Annotated in this window: 12 protein-coding genes and 1 pseudogene; 7 read left to right on the top strand and 6 right to left on the bottom strand. The window is 73.8% G+C overall.

The genetic code is table 11. From position 1 onward, the window contains the following. The first annotated feature begins 382 nt into the window (after nucleotides 1-382). Both ACFYUS_RS29200 and ACFYUS_RS29195 read left to right on the top strand, forming a co-directional pair. Nucleotides 383-1,576: a hypothetical protein gene (locus ACFYUS_RS29200; protein ID WP_388858437.1), complete on the top strand. Its 1,194-nt coding sequence runs from the start codon at nucleotides 383-385 to the stop codon at nucleotides 1,574-1,576. A 309-nt stretch (nucleotides 1,577-1,885) separates the two neighbouring features. Then, nucleotides 1,886-2,665, top strand: coding sequence for an ATP-grasp domain-containing protein (locus tag ACFYUS_RS29195; RefSeq protein ID WP_388858434.1), 780 nt, complete (start codon nucleotides 1,886-1,888; stop codon nucleotides 2,663-2,665). A 105-nt stretch (nucleotides 2,666-2,770) separates the two neighbouring features. On the opposite strand, the gene ACFYUS_RS29190 is transcribed toward ACFYUS_RS29195, so the two are convergent. Together ACFYUS_RS29190 and ACFYUS_RS29185 are read right to left on the bottom strand one after the other, a co-directional pair. Further along, nucleotides 2,771-4,375, bottom strand: coding sequence for an FAD-binding oxidoreductase (locus ACFYUS_RS29190; RefSeq protein ID WP_388858431.1), 1,605 nt, complete (start codon nucleotides 4,373-4,375; stop codon nucleotides 2,771-2,773). A 167-nt stretch (nucleotides 4,376-4,542) separates the two neighbouring features. Then, a pseudogene (locus ACFYUS_RS29185) lies at nucleotides 4,543-4,752 on the bottom strand (DNA-binding response regulator); the annotation flags it as partial. 268 nt (nucleotides 4,753-5,020) lie between these two features. Here ACFYUS_RS29185 and ACFYUS_RS29180 point away from each other — a divergent pair. From ACFYUS_RS29180 to ACFYUS_RS29170, 3 genes are all read left to right on the top strand, one after another. Beyond that, on the top strand, nucleotides 5,021-6,388 hold the full coding sequence (locus ACFYUS_RS29180; protein ID WP_388858428.1) for a ferric reductase-like transmembrane domain-containing protein: 1,368 nt from the start codon (nucleotides 5,021-5,023) through the stop codon (nucleotides 6,386-6,388). Between the two features lie 88 nt (nucleotides 6,389-6,476). Then, the gene (locus tag ACFYUS_RS29175) at nucleotides 6,477-6,899 is read left to right on the top strand and encodes an FMN-binding protein (RefSeq protein ID WP_388858425.1); all 423 of its coding nucleotides are present in this window, start codon (nucleotides 6,477-6,479) and stop codon (nucleotides 6,897-6,899) included. A gap of 46 nt (nucleotides 6,900-6,945) precedes the next feature. Next, complete coding sequence (locus ACFYUS_RS29170; RefSeq protein ID WP_388858711.1) at nucleotides 6,946-7,674, top strand: FAD:protein FMN transferase; 729 nt, start codon at nucleotides 6,946-6,948, stop codon at nucleotides 7,672-7,674. A 96-nt stretch (nucleotides 7,675-7,770) separates the two neighbouring features. Here the strand turns inward: ACFYUS_RS29170 and ACFYUS_RS29165 are convergent, their stop codons facing one another. From ACFYUS_RS29165 to ACFYUS_RS29155, 3 genes are all read right to left on the bottom strand, one after another. Beyond that, nucleotides 7,771-9,456, bottom strand: coding sequence for a SulP family inorganic anion transporter (locus tag ACFYUS_RS29165; protein WP_388858422.1), 1,686 nt, complete (start codon nucleotides 9,454-9,456; stop codon nucleotides 7,771-7,773). A 298-nt stretch (nucleotides 9,457-9,754) separates the two neighbouring features. Continuing rightward, entirely contained in the window at nucleotides 9,755-11,209 is a 1,455-nt protein-coding gene (locus tag ACFYUS_RS29160; RefSeq protein WP_388858419.1) for an ATP-binding protein, read from the bottom strand. After that, the gene (locus tag ACFYUS_RS29155) at nucleotides 11,206-11,946 is read right to left on the bottom strand and encodes a response regulator transcription factor (RefSeq protein WP_388858416.1); all 741 of its coding nucleotides are present in this window, start codon (nucleotides 11,944-11,946) and stop codon (nucleotides 11,206-11,208) included. Before ACFYUS_RS29155 ends, ACFYUS_RS29160 begins: the two co-directional genes overlap by 4 nt. 170 nt (nucleotides 11,947-12,116) lie before the next feature. Here ACFYUS_RS29155 and ACFYUS_RS29150 point away from each other — a divergent pair, with 170 nt between their 5' ends. Further along, nucleotides 12,117-12,635 carry a DUF2231 domain-containing protein gene (locus tag ACFYUS_RS29150; protein WP_388858413.1) on the top strand — a complete coding sequence of 173 codons (519 nt, stop codon included), beginning with the start codon at nucleotides 12,117-12,119 and terminating at the stop codon, nucleotides 12,633-12,635. A gap of 716 nt (nucleotides 12,636-13,351) precedes the next feature. Here ACFYUS_RS29150 and ACFYUS_RS29145 read toward each other — a convergent pair. Further along, on the bottom strand, nucleotides 13,352-14,515 hold the full coding sequence (locus tag ACFYUS_RS29145) for a TetR/AcrR family transcriptional regulator (RefSeq protein WP_388858410.1): 1,164 nt from the start codon (nucleotides 14,513-14,515) through the stop codon (nucleotides 13,352-13,354). A gap of 119 nt (nucleotides 14,516-14,634) precedes the next feature. Here ACFYUS_RS29145 and ACFYUS_RS29140 point away from each other — a divergent pair, with 119 nt between their 5' ends. Beyond that, nucleotides 14,635-15,858, top strand: a complete 1,224-nt coding sequence (locus tag ACFYUS_RS29140) for a glycoside hydrolase family 1 protein (RefSeq protein WP_388858407.1) — start codon at nucleotides 14,635-14,637, stop codon at nucleotides 15,856-15,858. Nucleotides 15,859-15,868 lie beyond the last annotated feature (10 nt).

The raw sequence follows: 15,868 nt of genomic DNA, 5'->3' as shown, positions 1-15,868 counted from the left end.
CCGAGGCAGCCGCCGTGGGCGATCGTTCGGGGGGCGTATCCGGTCCTGGTCGTCGACGACTTCCTGACGGTGTCCGTTCCCCGGCCCGGCACCGAGGCGTTGTGGAGGCGGAGCCCGGCCGACCCGGACGCATGGCCGGCCGTCGTGCGCGGGGACGACGGCGACCGGTCGGAGTTCCCGGTCGGTGCCGTCGCGTTCCTGATCGGCGACCGATCCGAGGACGTACGTGAACGGTGATCGCCTCCAGGGTCTCCGGGGAGGGGCGATCACCGACGCTCTTCCGGCCCGGTGGTGGCAGGCACGAACATGGACGGGGCAGCGCTTCCCCCGCTCGGGCTGCGGACCATACTGGTCGGGCCCTGATCGCCCACGGAACGGTTCCATGACCAAGAACAGCACTTCATCGACCACCGTCCCCGACACCGCCTGGCTCGGGCGTGGGCGTCACCTCGGGCCCGAGCCCGAGCGGGACGTCCGGCGCAACCTGCTCGCCCTCAAGGCGGCCGGGGTGATCGACGACTTCCTGGACCTCGACCCCGTCGAGGCGGCGCGTTCCAGCGACCTGTACCCCCGGGACGAGTCCGCCGACCCCGGCCCGTCCGCCCGCCGCCTCTTCGAGGCCCGCTGGAGCGTGGCCGACGGCGTCACGGTGCGCGCGCAACTGACCACGTACGATCCCGAGTCCCGCCGCATGAAGAACGAGGGCGTCACCTGGGTCCTCGCAGCCGAGGCCGAGCGGGCATGGGAAGCGGGCTGGCCCTCACCGGCCACCGTGTTCTGGCCCGACAGCGACCAGGTCGCATGGGACCACGGGACGGTACCGGACGTGCGCCTGCGGGCGGCGAACCACCTGCCGAAGGACGACGACGAGCTGCGCCGCCTGCTGCGGGCCTGCACCCGGCAGAGCTGGTCCATCCATGTCGTGGTGCACGAGGCGATGACGCCGGACGTTCTGGGACGCCGGCCGATCACGGCGTTCCTGCCACCGAGCCTGCGGCACCAGGTGGTCGAACACCGGGCCACGCCGGACCAGGCGCTGATCGCCGACTTCGCGATGAAGCGTGAGCTGGGTGTGGGGATACCGCGCGGCGGCGCCGTCATCCTGCCCCCGACACCGCAGGCCCCCGATGACGACGCGGAGCGCTTCACGGTACGCAACGTCTTCCTGGACGGCACCGAACCCACCGAACTCATCCGCAAGATCGAGGAGTTCGCCTCACTGCCCCGGCCACTGCCGGCCGACGCCGAACAGGTCCTGACCCGGCTGCGCCAAGGCTGGCACCTGCTCACCCCCGCCGAGGAACTGGTCCACGCACAGGCCATGGTCACCAGATACGCCAAGGCACTCGAAGCCATGACAGCATCCTGCGACCTGTACCGGGAGGCCGCCGAGTCGGCGCTCGCCGCCCTCGCCGAGGCGACCGGCGGCGCCGGCGCCCCCCGGACGGCATCGCCGGCGACGGCCAAGGAAGACCCCTCACCGTGGAAGGCCCTCACGAAGACGCTCACCCGCTTCCGGGGCCCGAACCCCCAAGCGCCGGACACGGAGGTCCAGCAGCGTCCTCACGACCAGTGAGATGCACGGGAGGACGGACCGATCGCACTCCGACACGAGTGGAGCGGAAACAGCGGACAGCGACCGGTACCGGACGCTGCCGCCGAGCACTCTGCCGAAGCCGTCCCGGCCTGGGCCGTCTCCGCTCGGCGGCCGAACTCGATCGGGCCTGAGCTCCTTGTCGCAACGGAACTCGCAGCGCGCGCCGTTCCCGCTCCACGGGCCGGAAACCCGGGTGTGACCTGGACCCGGACGGGTCTAGCGTGGCGACGTTGTACGTCGTGAAGGAGGAGTGCGGTGCTGGTCATGCCCGGTCGGCGGACGTCGACGATGGAACTGTTGGCCGGCGAGGCGGCGGGACGGGGGATGGTGGTCCTGGCGGCGGAGGAGACCGGTGGGGCGGTGGGACCGGCGTACTGGTACGGCGGTCCGGAGGCGGGGGCGCGGCTGGCCGGGCGGCTCGGGTTCGCGTTGCTCGAACCGGAGGACGACTGGCTTGCCCGGCTGCCGGAGGAGTTCACCGGGCGAGAGGTCCGTGCGGCCACCCTCGCGGACGCGTGGGCGCTCGGGCGGCCGGCGTTCGTCAAACCGCCGCGGGACAAGTCCTTCCCGGCGGACGTCTACGCCGACGGCTCCTCGTTGCCCGCCGATCTGGACCCGGCGACGCCGGTGCTGCTCTCCGAGGTGGTGACGTTCGCTGCCGAGTACCGGCTGTTCCTGCTGGACGGGCGGATCGCCACGGGCAGTCGGTACGCGGTGTTCGGGCGGCTGGACCCCCTCCCGCTGGACAGGCGCGGGGCCGTCGCCGGGGAGATCGCCGAGTTCGTCGACCGCCTGGTCGCCGAGGCCGGGCCCGCCCTGCCGAGCGCCGTCGTCGTGGACGTCGGACAGCTGCTCGACCCCTACCGTCCGGGCCACCGGTGGGCCGTGGTCGAAGCCAACATGGCCTGGTTCTCCCACGCGTACGCCGCTGATCCGGCGCGCGTGCTGGACGTGGTGCTGCGCGCGGCGGGGCCGCGCGAACTGGTGCGGCCGGGGGATCTGCCCTTCGTGCGGCACCGCCCCGAGGGGGCGCCGGTGGGACGCGGTCGCGGCGGAACCCCCGTGTGACCGTCGGCGAGGGTGGGGCCGGGCCCCGCGTGTGCGGGCAGCGCGCGTCGCGCAGTCGGCGCCGGTGGTCCGGGGCGCCGCTGCGTGACGACACGCCGCGTCGGCTCACAGAGCCTGCGGGAAGTCGAAGATCCTGTTCGGGTCGTAACGCCTCTTCAGCTCGGCCAGCCGGTGAGCGGCCGAGCCGTAGTACGCGGAGCGCCAGTTGCTCAGGCTCGCGTCCGTGTAGTTCTGGTACGCCGCGCCCGAGGCGTACCGGCGCATAGCGGTGTGTGTGCCGTCCAGCCAGGCCGTCGCCGCCGAGCCGGTGCGGCCGGCGGGCCAGGATGCGGTGTACTGCGCCAGGAAGCGGGAGTTCCGGTGCACGAAGGCGGTCGCCTGCGGGGAGACCCGGTTGACGGCGCCGCCCAGGGCGGTGAGCGCGACGGAGACGGCACCGCCGCCGCTGCTGCGTCCGTAGCGTTCGACCTGATCGAGCAGGGACCGGATGCCGGCGGTGTTCAGCGAGCGGTCGAAGAAGTCCGAGCGTGCCGCGTACGTCTCGCGCTGGAGCGCGCCGGTGGGCTGGCGCCCCGGGGTTCTGCCGGGCAGATGGCACTGGGTGGTGGACTTCGTCGCGCAGCCCGCGTACATCCGCATGGTGTCGAGGTAGCCGCGGCGCCGCATGGTGATGTGGGAGGCGGATCCGGGGCCGCCGGCGCGGTCCGCCAGTCGGTCGACGGCGTTCTGCAGAGCGCCGTACGTGCCGAGTGAGAAGCAGCTGATGGAGACGGTGGGAGTCCGGCCGGCGACGGCGGACAGGTGCAGCGCCGACCAGATCTCGTCGGGCTGGGTGGGGCCCCACTCCTGCCAGGAGCGGAGTGCGGCGGCGGCCTTGGACCAGGGCCAGGTCATGTACGCGGTGACGCCGTCGGCGGCCTTGTGGGTGCGGAACCGGAGTTCGGTGACGACGCCGAAGTTCCCGTTTCCCGCGCCGCGCAGTGCCCAGAACAGGTCGGTCTCCCGGTCCTTGGACACGTCGAGGGTCCTGCCGTCGGCGGTGACGATGCGGGCGCCCGTGAGGTTGTCGGAGGTGAGCCCGTAGGCGCGGGAGACCACACCGTGGCCGCCCCCGAGCGTCAGGCCGGAGATGCCGACCGTGGGGCAGGAGCCGCCGGGGATGGTGACGCCTCGTGCGCCGAGCTGGGTGTAGACGTCGATGAGCTTGGCGCCGGCCCCGATGACGGCGCTTCCGGAGCCGGTACGAATGGACTTCAGCGCGGAGACGTCGATGACCAGGCGTCCGTTGCCGCTGGACCAACCGGCGTAGGAGTGACCGCCGTTGCGGATGGCGACGGGGGTGCCGTGGCGGCGTGCGAAGGCCAGGCACTCGGCGATGTCCGCGGTGTCGGCCACGTACGCGACGGCGGCGGGGCGCAGACCGTCGAAGCGGGTGTTGTACAGCTGGCGGGCGGTGGCGTAGTCGGCGTCGCCCGGACGTATCAGACCGCCCTGGAGGCCCCTGTCGAGCGCGGCCCAGTCAGCGGCGCGGGGCACGGCCGCGTGGCCGCCGACTGCGGCGGACGCGGAGCCCAGGGGCCGCTGCCCGCCGGCAGCGGGGGCGGAACCGCCGCTGGACGCGGCCCTGACCTGACCGCTGCCACAGCCCACCGTCCAGGCGGCGGCCGCCGCGTAGCCGGTACCCGCGGCGAGCAGTGTCCGCCGATTCATGGCGGCCTCCGTTCACGATGTTCTGCTGTCGCCTAAGCAGAGTGCGAATGAGGGCTGGTGGTTCCGCGTGACGGACATCTGCGCTCCTGGGGTTCGCTCGCGGCCCGACCGTGCTGTGTCGTGCGTCGCGGCCCCGACGCCACGCGCTCGGGGTCGTGCCGCTGTTCCCGGAGCCGGGCCGGTACCTCTTCGGGGCTGAACGGCTGGGTGACGTCGTCGGCGCCGGCGGTGATGCGGTCCTCGACGGCGTCGCGCGCGGTGAGGAAGAGGACCCGCGCGTCGGGGCGGCCGCCCGCGTCCGGGCCTGCGCGTGCGGGCCGCCGTGGGTCGGCGGCATCCGGGTCGAGGACCGCCGCATCGGGGCCGAAGTCCGCGGCGACCGCGCCGGCCGGGTGCGTGGCGAGGGGTTCGTGGTCCTTCCGGAATGCCGGGCGGCGCCGGGCCGGAGAGTCGGCACCCGCCTCTGAGTCTCCTCTGAACAGGTCGTCGTCGCCCGCCCGTGCGCCGCCTGGCCCGGCACGGGTCCGGGGCAGGTCGTCGGGCCCGTGCGGGGCGCGGTTCAGAGGGTTCTCACAGGATCGCGGACCACAGTGGACGGGACCTGGCGACATGCCGGGCGTCACAGGACCGAAGGCGAGAGAGCGGATGAGCACGGAAGTCGCGCGGACCGCGTGGCCGGGCGGTCGGCATCGTGTCGGTCGGACCGCCGGATCGGGAACCGCCGTGGTGGTCGCGGTCCAGGCTCTGATCTGGACCGGGGCCGCGGCGGTGCTCGGCATGTGGTGGGTGGACACGGCCTCGGTGGTGGGTCCGGCCGGCTGGTTCACCGGGGCGGGCCGGATCACCGGACTGCTCGCGGGGTACGCCTGCGTGGTGCTGGTGATCCTCATGGCGCGGGTGCCGCTGCTCGACCGCACCGTGGGCACCGACCGGCTGGCCCGCTGGCACGCGGCGGCGGGCCGCTACACGATCGGGCTGACGCTGGCCCACGCGGTGCTGATCACCGAGGGATACGCGCTCACCGGCCGGACGGATCCGGTCACCGAGGGCGTCCGGGTGGTCCTGCACTATCCGGACATGCTCAAGGCGGCGGTCGGGCTGCTGCTCCTGCTGGTGACGGCGGTGGTCTCGGCGCGCGCCGCCCGGCGCCGGCTGAGCCACGAGACCTGGTACTACCTGCATCTGCTCACCTATGCGGCGGTCTTCCTCGCCTTCGGTCACCAGCTCACGAACGGCGCGGAGTTCGACCGGACGGCAACGCGGGTCGCCTGGTACGTGCTGTACCTGGGGGCCGCGGCGCTGGTCGTCCGGTTCCGGCTGCTCACGCCGCTGCGGCTTTCGCGGCGGCACGGACTGCGGGTCGCGGGCGTCCGGCGGGAGTCCCCGGACGTGGTGTCGGTGCTGGTCACCGGCGAACACATGGACGAACTCGTGGTCCGGCCCGGACAGTTCTTCCGCTGGCGGTTCCTGTCCCCGGGGCTGTGGTGGACCGCGTCGCCGTACTCGGTGTCCGCCGTCCCCGACGGGCGGAGCCTGCGGATCACGGTCAAGGCCGTGGGCGGCCACAGCGCGGCCCTCGCCACGCTGCGTCCCGGCACCCGTATATGGGCCGAAGGGCCGTACGGGGCACTCACCCCGGACCGGGCCACCGGCCGGCCCGCGCTGCTCCTCGCGGCCGGGGTGGGCATCACCCCGCTGCGTGTGCTGTTCGAGACGCTGCCCGGGGATCCGGTGCTGATCCACTGGGCCCGGCGGCCCGAGGACCTGGTGCTGAGGCACGAGATCGACACCGTCGCGGCCCGGCGCGGCACGCGGGCGTACTACTCCGTGAGCCACCCGGCCGGCTACCGGCTGCCACTGGACGCCGGAACGCTGCGCGCTCTCGTACCGGACGTCGCACAGCGGGTCTGCTACCTGTGCGGCCCGCCCGGGTGGGCCTCGGCGGCACAGGCGGCACTGCGCGCGGCAGGTGTGCCCGCCCGCAGGATCCACCAGGAGTCCTTCGCTCTCTGAACGCGCCTCCGAACTTTCCGAACGCGCCGTCCGACCGGCCCGCCGCTCCCGACGCCTGTTCCTCCGACCGACCCCGAGGGGGCCTCCGATGCGCCGTCAACTGCTCTCCGTCGCCGCGACCGCGGCCGGGATCTGCTCGCTGCTCGCCCTGAAACCGCACCTTCCGGCCGCCCAGCCGATGTCCGCCGCCCCGACCGGGCCCGGTTCCACCGGTGCGGGCTCCGGGGGCCTGGTCTCCGGCACGTACACCGGGGACTCCGTCGACACCCGGTACGGGCCGGTGCAGGTGCGCGTCACGGTCAGTGGCGGCCGGCTCACCGGGGCCGTGGCCGTCAGGACCCCGTCGGAGAACGAACGCGACCGGGAGATCGCCGGCTACGCGGTGCCGATGCTCACCAGCGAGACGCTGACCGCGCAGAGCGCGCGGATCGACACGGTGTCGGGGGCCACCTACACCAGCGAGGGCTACATCCGGTCCCTGCAGAGCGCGCTGGACCAGGCTCATGGGTGACCGGACCGGAGTGGATGGGGTTCCGTGGCGGCACGCCGAACCGGTGATGGGCACCGTGGTCTCGTTCACGCTGCGCCACCGGCCGACGCCCGTGCTGCGGGCCGCACTGGCGGATGCGGTGGCGCTGCTGCACGAGGCCGACCGGGTGTACTCCCCGTTCCTTCCGGACAGCGCCGTGAGCCGACTGCGGCGCGGCGAGCTGGGCCGGGCTGACGCCCCGCCCGAGGTACGGCGTGTGCTGGAGCTGTGCGACCGGGCGCACAGCCGTACCCGAGGTGCCTTCGACGCCTGGGCGGACGGCCGGCCGGATCCGTGCGGTCTGGTGAAGGGCTGGGCCGCCGAACGGGCCTGGCGGGTGCTGCGGGAGGCGGGCGCCGCCGACGTGTGTGTGAACGCGGGCGGGGACGTGCGGGTCGGCGGCGCGCCGGGACCCGCGGGTGTCTGGCGCACCGGGATCGCCGATCCCCGGCGGCCGGGGCGGCTGCTGGCGGTGGTGGCCGGACGGGACCACGCGGTCGCCACCTCGGGGACGACCGAGCGTGGCGCGCACATCGTCGACCCGCGCACCCGGGCCCCGGCCACCGGACTGCTGGCGGCGACCGTGACGGGCCCGGAGCTGCTGTGGGCCGATGTCTACGCGACGGCGGCGATGGTCCTGGGGGCCGTCGAGGCGCATCGGTGGATCGCCTCTCTGCCGGGGTACGCCCTCCTCACCGTCGCTGCGGACGGTGCGGCGCGGGCGTCCGTGGACTTCCCCTTCGCTCCGTCCGGGTGAGGCCGTCCCTCCCGTACCGGCTCCCCGGTCGGACCTCCACGGGCCGGACCGCCCGCCCCGGCCCGGCTGCCGGACCCGACGCGCCGGGCGGCGGCCCTAATCGGTGTGCTGCCATCTGCGGTAGGCGGCGACCGCTGTGGGAAGGGTCGGGTAGATCCGGTCCGGTCCCACTGCTGCCGTGAGCCCGTAGGCGTCGAGGGGCTTGCGGAGGTCGTGTTTGACGCGGGCGAGGGCGAAGACGATGTCGCGTCGGACGAGTTCGGTGCGCAGGGCTTCCACGGCGTCCAGGGCGGTGATGTCGACTTCGACGTTGGCCTCCGTGTTCAGGACGAACCAGTGGACGGGCTCGGGTCGGGTGTCGACGGCGGCCAGGGCGCGGCGGTGGAAGTCCTCGGCGTTGGCGAAGAACAGCGGGGAGTCGTAGCGGTAGACGAGGAGGCCGGGGATGGTGTGGGCGGTCGGGTAGTCGTCGACGTCGTGCATTCCGGCGAGGCCCGGGACCATGCCCAGGACGGCGTCGTGCGGGCGGGCGACCCTGGCGAGGAGATCGATGACGGAGAGGGCCACGGCGATGAGGACGCCGTACAGGATGCCGAGGGCGAGGACGCCGAGGGTGCAGCCGAGGGCCAGGAGCAGTTCGCGGCGGCGGAAGGCGGCGAGTCGGCGGAACTCGCCCACCTCGACCAGGCGGACGGCGGCATAGACGACGATCGCGCCGAGGGCGGCGGCGGGGGTGTGCGTCAGCAGGGGCCCGAGGAAGAGCAGGACGGCCACCACGCAGGCGGCGCCGACGAGGGAGTAGGCCTGGGTGCGGGCGCCGGCGGATTCGGCGAGGGCCGTGCGGCTGGCGCTGCTGCTGACGGGGAAGCCGTGGAAGAAGCCCGCTCCGAGGTTGGCCGCGCCGAGGGCCAGCAGCTCGCGGTTGGCGTCCAGGGGGTGCGGGTCGTCGTGCCGTGCGAAGGCGCGGGCGGTCAGGACGACGTCGGTGTAGCCGACCAGGAGGACGCCGAGAGCGGGCGGGACCAGTTCGGTCAGGTCGGCCGGCCGGGGCAGGGCGAAGCCCGGCAGGCCGGTCGGAACGGCGCCGATGACGTCGATGCCCTGGTCGGTGTCGAGCGCGAAGGCCGACACCGCCGCCGTGGCGAGGACGAGGACGATGAGCGGCCCCGGCAGTGCACGCCACAGCCGGGGAAGGACGAACAGCAGGACCAGGCATCCGGCGGCCAGGCAGGCCGTGGGCCAGTGGATGCCGCCGAGGTGGCGGAGGAAGAAGAGGAGTCGGGGGAAGAACCCCGATCCGCCGCTCTCCGTCCCGGTGAGGCGGGGCAGCTGGTCCACGATCATGATGAAGGCGACCCCGGCCAGGTAGCCGACGAGCACGGGCCGGGACAGGAGGTCGGCGAGGAATCCCAGGCGGACCGCCCACGCCACCACGGACAGCAGTCCGACGACGAGCGCCAGGGCCGCGGCGAGCGCCGCGTACCGGGCGGGGTCGCCGGCCGCGAGCGGGCCCACGGCCACGGCGGTCATGAGGGCCGTGGTCGACTCCGGGCCGACGGACAGCAGTCGGGAGGATCCGGTCAGCGCGTAGAGGAGCATCGCCGGGAGGGCGGCCCACAGGCCGGTGACCGGGGGCAGACCGGCCACGCCCGCGTAGGCCATGACCTGGGGGACGAGGTAGGCGGCGACCGTGATCCCGGCCAGGACGTCGCCGCGCAGCCATGTCCTGCGGTAGCCGCGGAAGGCGAGGGGAACAGCGGCAGCCCGTCCGTGCTTCGGCATAAGGCCTCCGGGGCTCACTGGGGGTGGGCGGCGGGTCGTGTGCCGCACCATCGTGCCGTGCGCCGGGGCACGGAGGGGTGAAGCGCGCGGGCAGGCGGTCAAGCCCTGTCCGACCGTTCCCGTCGGATCGGACCGGGTCGTCCGGTGCGTGCGATCGGTGCGCGACCGCGCGCTGGTGCCCCTGCCCGTCCGGGCGATCGGCGCGGTCGGGGGTGTCGTGGACGTCCGGGCGATCAGCGCGGTCGGGGTGTCGTGGACGTCCGGGGACGGAGCTGGACGGCGCCGTCGCGGCCGGGCCTCACCGGGCGGGTTCCGGCGGAGCAGGGCCGTCGGCGGGCAGTGTCAGGCGGAAGACGGTGTGCCCGGGGCGGCTGGTGACCGCGGCGGTACCGCCGTGGGCGGTGGCGACGGCGTGCACGATCGCGAGCCCGAGACCGGTGCTGCCCGTCGTACGGGAGCGGGAGTGGTCGGCCCGCACGAAGCGGCCGAAGACCTCGGTCCGGAGTGCTTCGGGGATGCCGGGGCCGTCGTCCGTCACGGTCACGGTCACGTTTCCCGGTCCGGTGGCGAGCGTGACGGTCACCTCGGTGCCGGGCGGGGTGTGGGTGCGGGCGTTGGCGAGGAGGTTGCCCACGGCCTGCTGGAGGCCGCGGGCGTCGCCGGTGACGGTGACGGGTTCTTCGGGGACGTCCAGGCGCCAGCGGTGGTCCGGGCCGGCGGCGCGGGCGTCGTCCACCGCGTCGAGGATCAGCAGGGTGAGGTCGACCGTCGCGCGCTCGACCGGCCGCCCGGCGTCCAGACGGGCCAGGAGGAGCAGGTCGTCGACGAGGGAGCTCATGCGCTGCGACTCGGCCGCGATGCGTTCCAGCGCATGCCGGACATCACCGGGTACGGGGCCCCGATGGCGGAGCGCCAGTTCGGCGTGGCCGCGGATGTTCGCGACCGGGGTGCGCAGTTCGTGGCTGGCGTCGGCGGCGAAGTGGCGCAGCCGCTCCTCGCTGGCGTGGCGCCGCACGAGCGCGTCCTCGATGTGGCCCAGCATCCGGTTGAGGGCGGTGCCGACCTGCCCGACCTCGGTACGGGGATCGGTGTCGGGCAGCGGGCCCGGCATGGCGACCTCGCCGCTCGCGAGGGGCAGCCCGGCCACCTCCGCGGCCCGGGCGGTGACGCGTCGCAGGGGGCGGAGGGAGAACCGGACCCATGCCGCGCCCAGGAGGGCGGTGCCGGTGAGGGCGGCGCCGAACACGGCGGCCTCGACCGCTTCGACGCGGTGGACGGTCTCCTCCAGCGGGTGCAGCGGAAGCCCCGTCAGGAGGACGTCGCCGTCGTCGCCCCGGACGGCGGTGACGCGGTAGGCGCCGATCCCGGAGAGGCGGACGGAGTGCCCGTGCCCGTCCGCGGGGACGCGGGCGAGGGCGCCGCTGTCGGCGGCGGTGAGGCGCAGCGAGCGGTCGGTCGCGTCTTCGACGACGGCGGCCTGGGTGACGGTGCCGTCCAGCAGGCGCGCTCCGAAGGTCCCGTCGGCCTGGCCCCGCGTGTCCGGGCGATTGTCGGCGTCCGGTTCGGCCTCGTGCTCCAGGCTCGCGGCGAACCGGCCGTGGGATGCGGCGAGCTGCTCGTCGAGCCGCCCGGTCAGGAAGCCGCGCAGCGCCACGGCGGTGGTGATGCCGACGGCCAGGCAGGCCACGGCGAGCAGGGCGACCAGCCCGGCGGTGAGCTGGCCGCGCAGGGTGCGGGGTACCAGGCGCCTCACGGCGTGCCGTTCGCCTTGAGCACGTACCCGACCCCGCGCACCGTGTGGATCATCGGCGGGCGTCCGGCGTCGATCTTCTTGCGAAGGTAGCTGATGTAGAGCTCGACGACGTGGGCACGCCCGCCGAAGTCGTAGGCCCACACGCGGTCGAGGATCTGGGCCTTGGACAGCACCCGGCGCGGGTTGCGCATGAGGAAGCGCAGCAGTTCGAACTCGGTACGGGACAGGTCGATGACGACTCCGCCGCGGGTGACCTCCCGCGCCTCCTCGTCCATGCTCAGGTCGCCGACGGCCAGCCGGGGCGCTCCTGCGGGGGCTGCTCCGTGTCCGGCCCGCCGCAGCAGGCCCCGCAGCCGGGCCAGGACCTCCTCGAGGCTGTAGGGCTTGGTGACGTAGTCGTCGCCGCCCGCCGTGATGCCTGCGATCCGGTCCTCGACCGCGTCACGGGCGGTCAGGAACAGCACGCACAACCGGGGTGCGTCGCGCCGGAGCTCCCGCAGCACCTCCAGGCCGTCGAGGTCGGGCAGCATCCGGTCCAGGACCACGGCGTCGGGCCGGAAGTCGCGTCCGGCCGCGACCGCGGTCGCCCCGTCGGCCGCCGTCCGGACCTCCCACCCCTCGCCGGTCATCGCCGCGGCGAGGACGTCGGTCACATCGGGCTCGTCGTCCACGACGAGGATGCGGACGGGTGCGCCGTCGTGAGGGTGCGGGGGCGATGTCGTACGGGGTTCTTCCATGGCCCTTCCAGCATCTCCCGTCCTGCGGCCGGGCGGGACGCACGGCACCTCTGAGTTTCCTCTGAACCTCCGCTGAGAGCGGCGGCCGGGGCCCTTTCAGAGGGAACGCAGAGGTTGGGCTGGGAGGCTGCGGCCCGTCGTCCCTCCCCCGTCCCGTCCGAAGGAGCCCCATGGGACTCGGCTTGATCAACGGTCTTCCCGCCCACGTCCTGCTCGTGCACGTCGTCGTCGTCCTCGTGCCCCTTGCCGCGCTCGTGCTGGTCTCCTGTGCCTGCCTGCCTCGCGTCGGCCGCCGGTTCGGTCTCGCCATGCCGGTCCTCGCGCTCGCCGCCCTGGTCAGCGTGCCGCTGGCGACGGAGGCGGGCGAGTGGCTGGAACGCCACGTCGAGGGCGACCCGCTCGTGCGCCGCCACACGGAGCTCGGTGACGGGCTCCTGCCCTGGGCCGTGGGGCTCTTCGTGCTGGCCGCGGCGGTCTGGTGGGTGCAGCGGCAGGCCACGACCGCCGTGCCGGACCGTGCCCCGGCCGGGTGGGTGCGGTCGGCTCCCGTGCGCACCGCGGCCGTGGTGCTGTCCCTTCTGGTCGGCGTGGGCAGCACGGTGCAGGTCTACCGGATCGGCGAGTCCGGGGCGAAGGCCGCCTGGCACGACGGCTACTCCGCCACGGCCCACCCGCGCTCGGAGGGGTAGCGCGTCCACCGCGGTCCGTCGCGGGTCCGGTCACTGTCCTCAACCGCGCGACCGGCCACGAGGGGGTACTGCGCCCCTTCCTGGGACAACCCGGGTGGAAGCGCGCGGCGTGGATCGCCGGGCGGTTTCGGTCGGATCGCCTGGCGGACCGGAGGAAGACGCCCGGCTGCCGCGCCGCAGGCGGTGGCCGCGTTGACCGGCCGGCACGGGAAGCGCGGTGAACACCCGCTCCCCGGTGCCATCGGCCTTGCCGGCCGCCGCCCACCAGGACATCACCCGGGCGGCCATCGCCTCCGGCTCTGGCGGAAGAGGGGTGAGACCGAGGTGATCTTCCAGCTCATATCGCAGGAACTCACCGGTCTCCGCCTGGTCGGCGCCACGCCGGAGCCGCTGCAGGAGAGGGGTGAACGCACCGAGGCGCGCCCCGTCGCGGGCTCCTCCCGTCGCCCGGGAACAGCGGGCACCATGATCCGGACCGTTGGGGCCGGCCGCGCTGGGCCTGGAGCGCGAACGGGCCTGCTCAATCGCGCTGCCGCATCGAGGAGACCGGTGACGTCCACGGCACGGCCTGCCGGGCCGTGCCGTGCCGTGGACGTGGTCGGACCGGCCTTCACCGTGGCTGCGGCCGGGTGCTCCGCCGGTCGATCGGTACGCCCTGCTCTTCGAGGGGGACGTTCAGGCGCCCGGCGACTTCACCGGCTTGGGCGTTCGGCGCGTCACGCGGTGGTGCGAAGGGGCGGGGTCGCTCCTTCGATGAGGGTTCCCAGTTCCACGTCATCGGGTTCGTAGAGCCAGGCGATCAGGCCTCCGAGCGCGACTGCGACGAGCCACTGCGCCGTCGTCCGCGCTTCCTCCTCCGTCAGCGGTCCGGCTGCTGTGAGTTGACGCGTGGTGCTGGAGAGGCTGTATTCGAGCCGCTTGGCCATGTGCGCGTGCGCCGGGTGGGACGGGACGGTGGCCTCGCACATGAGGACGATCTCCGCGGCGGCCTGCCAGCGGGGGCGGTCGAGCAGCGCCCGGAGGCGGCTGCCGGGGTCGGTCTCGTCCGGTGCGGGGGCCGTGAGCTCGGCGACGACCAGGTCGAGGAGGGCGCGCTTGGTCGGGGCGATGTGCACGAGCGCGGCCTTGGTCAGGCCGGCCTCGTCGGCCACGGCCTGCATGGAGGTCCCGTAGTAGCCGTGGCGTGAGTAGAGGCGGGCCGCGCTCTCGAACGCGCGGGTACGGGGCGTCGGCTCCGGCCGTGTGTCCGGCTGCTCGGCGAGCAGGGCCTCGGGTATGCGCCCCGGTGCCGGGGGCGCGGGCGGGAATCCGTTCTTCCTCAGGTCGTCCTCGTGGTCGGCGACCTGGCCGGGGATGTCGATCCGGCCGGGGAAGTACAGCGAAAGGATCTGCAGGCCGTCCCACGCGGCGCCGAGCCGCTGGACGGCGAGCTTCACGGAACGCGCGTCGTCGTCTCGGCCGCCGAGCAGCCGGACGCCGAGCGCGGTGCCGATCCGGCGGCGGGTGCGCATGAGTTCGTGGCCCGGGTGCTCGGGGCTGGTCGCCTCGCCGAGCAGGGCGGTGAACAGCGGGATCCAACCGGGGGTGGCTTCGTTGCGCCTGGCCACCTCGGCCGGGAAGAGGAGCCGGTCTCCGCCGTCCTCGTCGGTCGCGAGCCACTCGCCGTGTTCCCGGTCGAGCCGCTCGACGAGCGCGGTGAGGATCTCCTCCTTGGAAGCGAAGTGACGCAGCAGCGCCGGATGGGAGATCCCCGAGGCCGCGGCGATGTCGCGCAGTGACGTGGCCCGGTAGCCGGCGCTGACGAACAGCTCGTGGGAGGCGTCCAGGATGCGCTCGACGCGCTCGCGTCCGGTTCGGTAGCTGCCCCGCTTCATTGACATCGCCCCAGTATCGCGCTTTCCTCGGTCTTCCCAAAACTTACCACCAGCGTGGTAACTTTTCGCGCCACGGAACGAACCACGGGCGAAACCACCGACGGAACCACGGACCGAGGAGACACATGACCGGCTTGCGCGACGACTTCCTCTGGGGAGCCTCCACCTCGCCGCACCAGGTGGAGGGCAACAACCTCAACGCGGACTGGTGGGCGCTGGAGAACGCCCCCGGCTCCCCGCTCCCCGACCGCAGCGGCGACGCGGTCGACAGCTACCACCGCTACCCGGAGGACATGAGGCTCCTGGCGGACGCCGGGCTGAACGCCTACCGTTTCGGGTTCGAGTGGGCGCGGATCGAGCCGACGGACGGGGAGTTCTCGCGGGCCGAGCGCGACCACTACCGCCGCATGGTCGACACGGCCCACGAGCTGGGCCTCGCGCCGGTCGTGACGCTCCAGCACTTCACCCTGCCCCGCTGGTTCGCCGAGTCCGGCGGATGGCGGCGCCCCGACGCGGCCGACCGGTTCGCCCGCTACATCGAGTTCGTCTCCCCCGCGCTGCGGGACGTGGACTGGGTGTGCACGATCAACGAACCGAACATGCTCGCCGTGTTCGCGAACCTCCAGGAGACCGTCCTGAGCGCCATGGGCGGCCAGGACGCCGACGCGCCCGAGGCCGGACAGGCGGCCACGGAGCTGGCGACGGCGCTGGCCCACGTACGCCCCGACCAGGCGCTCGGCGACACGCTCGCGCAGGTGCACCGCCGCGCCGTCGAGGTGGTGCGCGCGACGACGAACGCGAAGGCGGGCTGGACGGTCGCGCAGCAGTCGTTCACACCCACCCCGGGGAACGAGGAGGTCTTCGAGCGCGTCCACCGCGTCTGGGAGGGCTTCTACCTCGACGTCGCCCGCGACGACGACTTCCTCGGCGTGCAGGCGTACACCAGCCAGCCGGTCGACGCGAACGGCCCGGTGCCGCACCCCGACCACCCGGACAACAGCCTGACCGGCTGGGCGTTCCGGCCGGACGCGCTCGGCATCTCGCTCCGCCGCGCCTGGGACGAGGCCGGCGGCATCCCCCTGCTGGTCACCGAGAACGGCCTCGCCACCGACGACGACACCCGGCGGATCGCCTACACCGACGAGGCGCTCGGCCATCTGGAGGCCGCCGTCGCGGACGGTGTCGACGTGCGCGGCTACCTCCACTGGTCGGCGCTCGACAATTACGAATGGGGCCGCTACGCGCCCACGTTCGGCCTCATCTCCGTGGACCGGGAGACCTTCGTCCGCACCCCCCGGCCGAGCCTCGCCTGGCTCGGCGCCCGCGCCCGCCGCGACGGCCTGCGCTGACCCGGCGACC

Source organism: Streptomyces sp. NPDC004284, assembly GCF_042874035.1.
GTDB lineage: Bacteria > Actinomycetota > Actinomycetes > Streptomycetales > Streptomycetaceae > Streptomyces.
The sequence above is the reverse complement of the archived record's forward strand: the minus strand, read 5'-3'. Positions and strand labels throughout refer to the sequence as shown.

Excerpts from the sequence above, each read along its gene's own strand:
- ACFYUS_RS29200 (WP_388858437.1), top strand. The coding sequence starts at position 383 with ATGACCAAGAACAGCACTTCATCGACCACCGTCCCCGACACCGCCTGG.
- ACFYUS_RS29195 (WP_388858434.1), top strand. The coding sequence starts at position 1,886 with ATGGAACTGTTGGCCGGCGAGGCGGCGGGACGGGGGATGGTGGTCCTG.
- ACFYUS_RS29190 (WP_388858431.1), bottom strand. The coding sequence starts at position 4,375 with ATGAATCGGCGGACACTGCTCGCCGCGGGTACCGGCTACGCGGCGGCC.
- ACFYUS_RS29180 (WP_388858428.1), top strand. The coding sequence starts at position 5,021 with ATGAGCACGGAAGTCGCGCGGACCGCGTGGCCGGGCGGTCGGCATCGT.
- ACFYUS_RS29175 (WP_388858425.1), top strand. The coding sequence starts at position 6,477 with ATGCGCCGTCAACTGCTCTCCGTCGCCGCGACCGCGGCCGGGATCTGC.
- ACFYUS_RS29170 (WP_388858711.1), top strand. The coding sequence starts at position 6,946 with ATGGGCACCGTGGTCTCGTTCACGCTGCGCCACCGGCCGACGCCCGTG.
- ACFYUS_RS29165 (WP_388858422.1), bottom strand. The coding sequence starts at position 9,456 with ATGCCGAAGCACGGACGGGCTGCCGCTGTTCCCCTCGCCTTCCGCGGC.
- ACFYUS_RS29155 (WP_388858416.1), bottom strand. The coding sequence starts at position 11,946 with ATGGAAGAACCCCGTACGACATCGCCCCCGCACCCTCACGACGGCGCA.
- ACFYUS_RS29150 (WP_388858413.1), top strand. The coding sequence starts at position 12,117 with ATGGGACTCGGCTTGATCAACGGTCTTCCCGCCCACGTCCTGCTCGTG.
- ACFYUS_RS29145 (WP_388858410.1), bottom strand. The coding sequence starts at position 14,515 with ATGTCAATGAAGCGGGGCAGCTACCGAACCGGACGCGAGCGCGTCGAG.
- ACFYUS_RS29140 (WP_388858407.1), top strand. The coding sequence starts at position 14,635 with ATGACCGGCTTGCGCGACGACTTCCTCTGGGGAGCCTCCACCTCGCCG.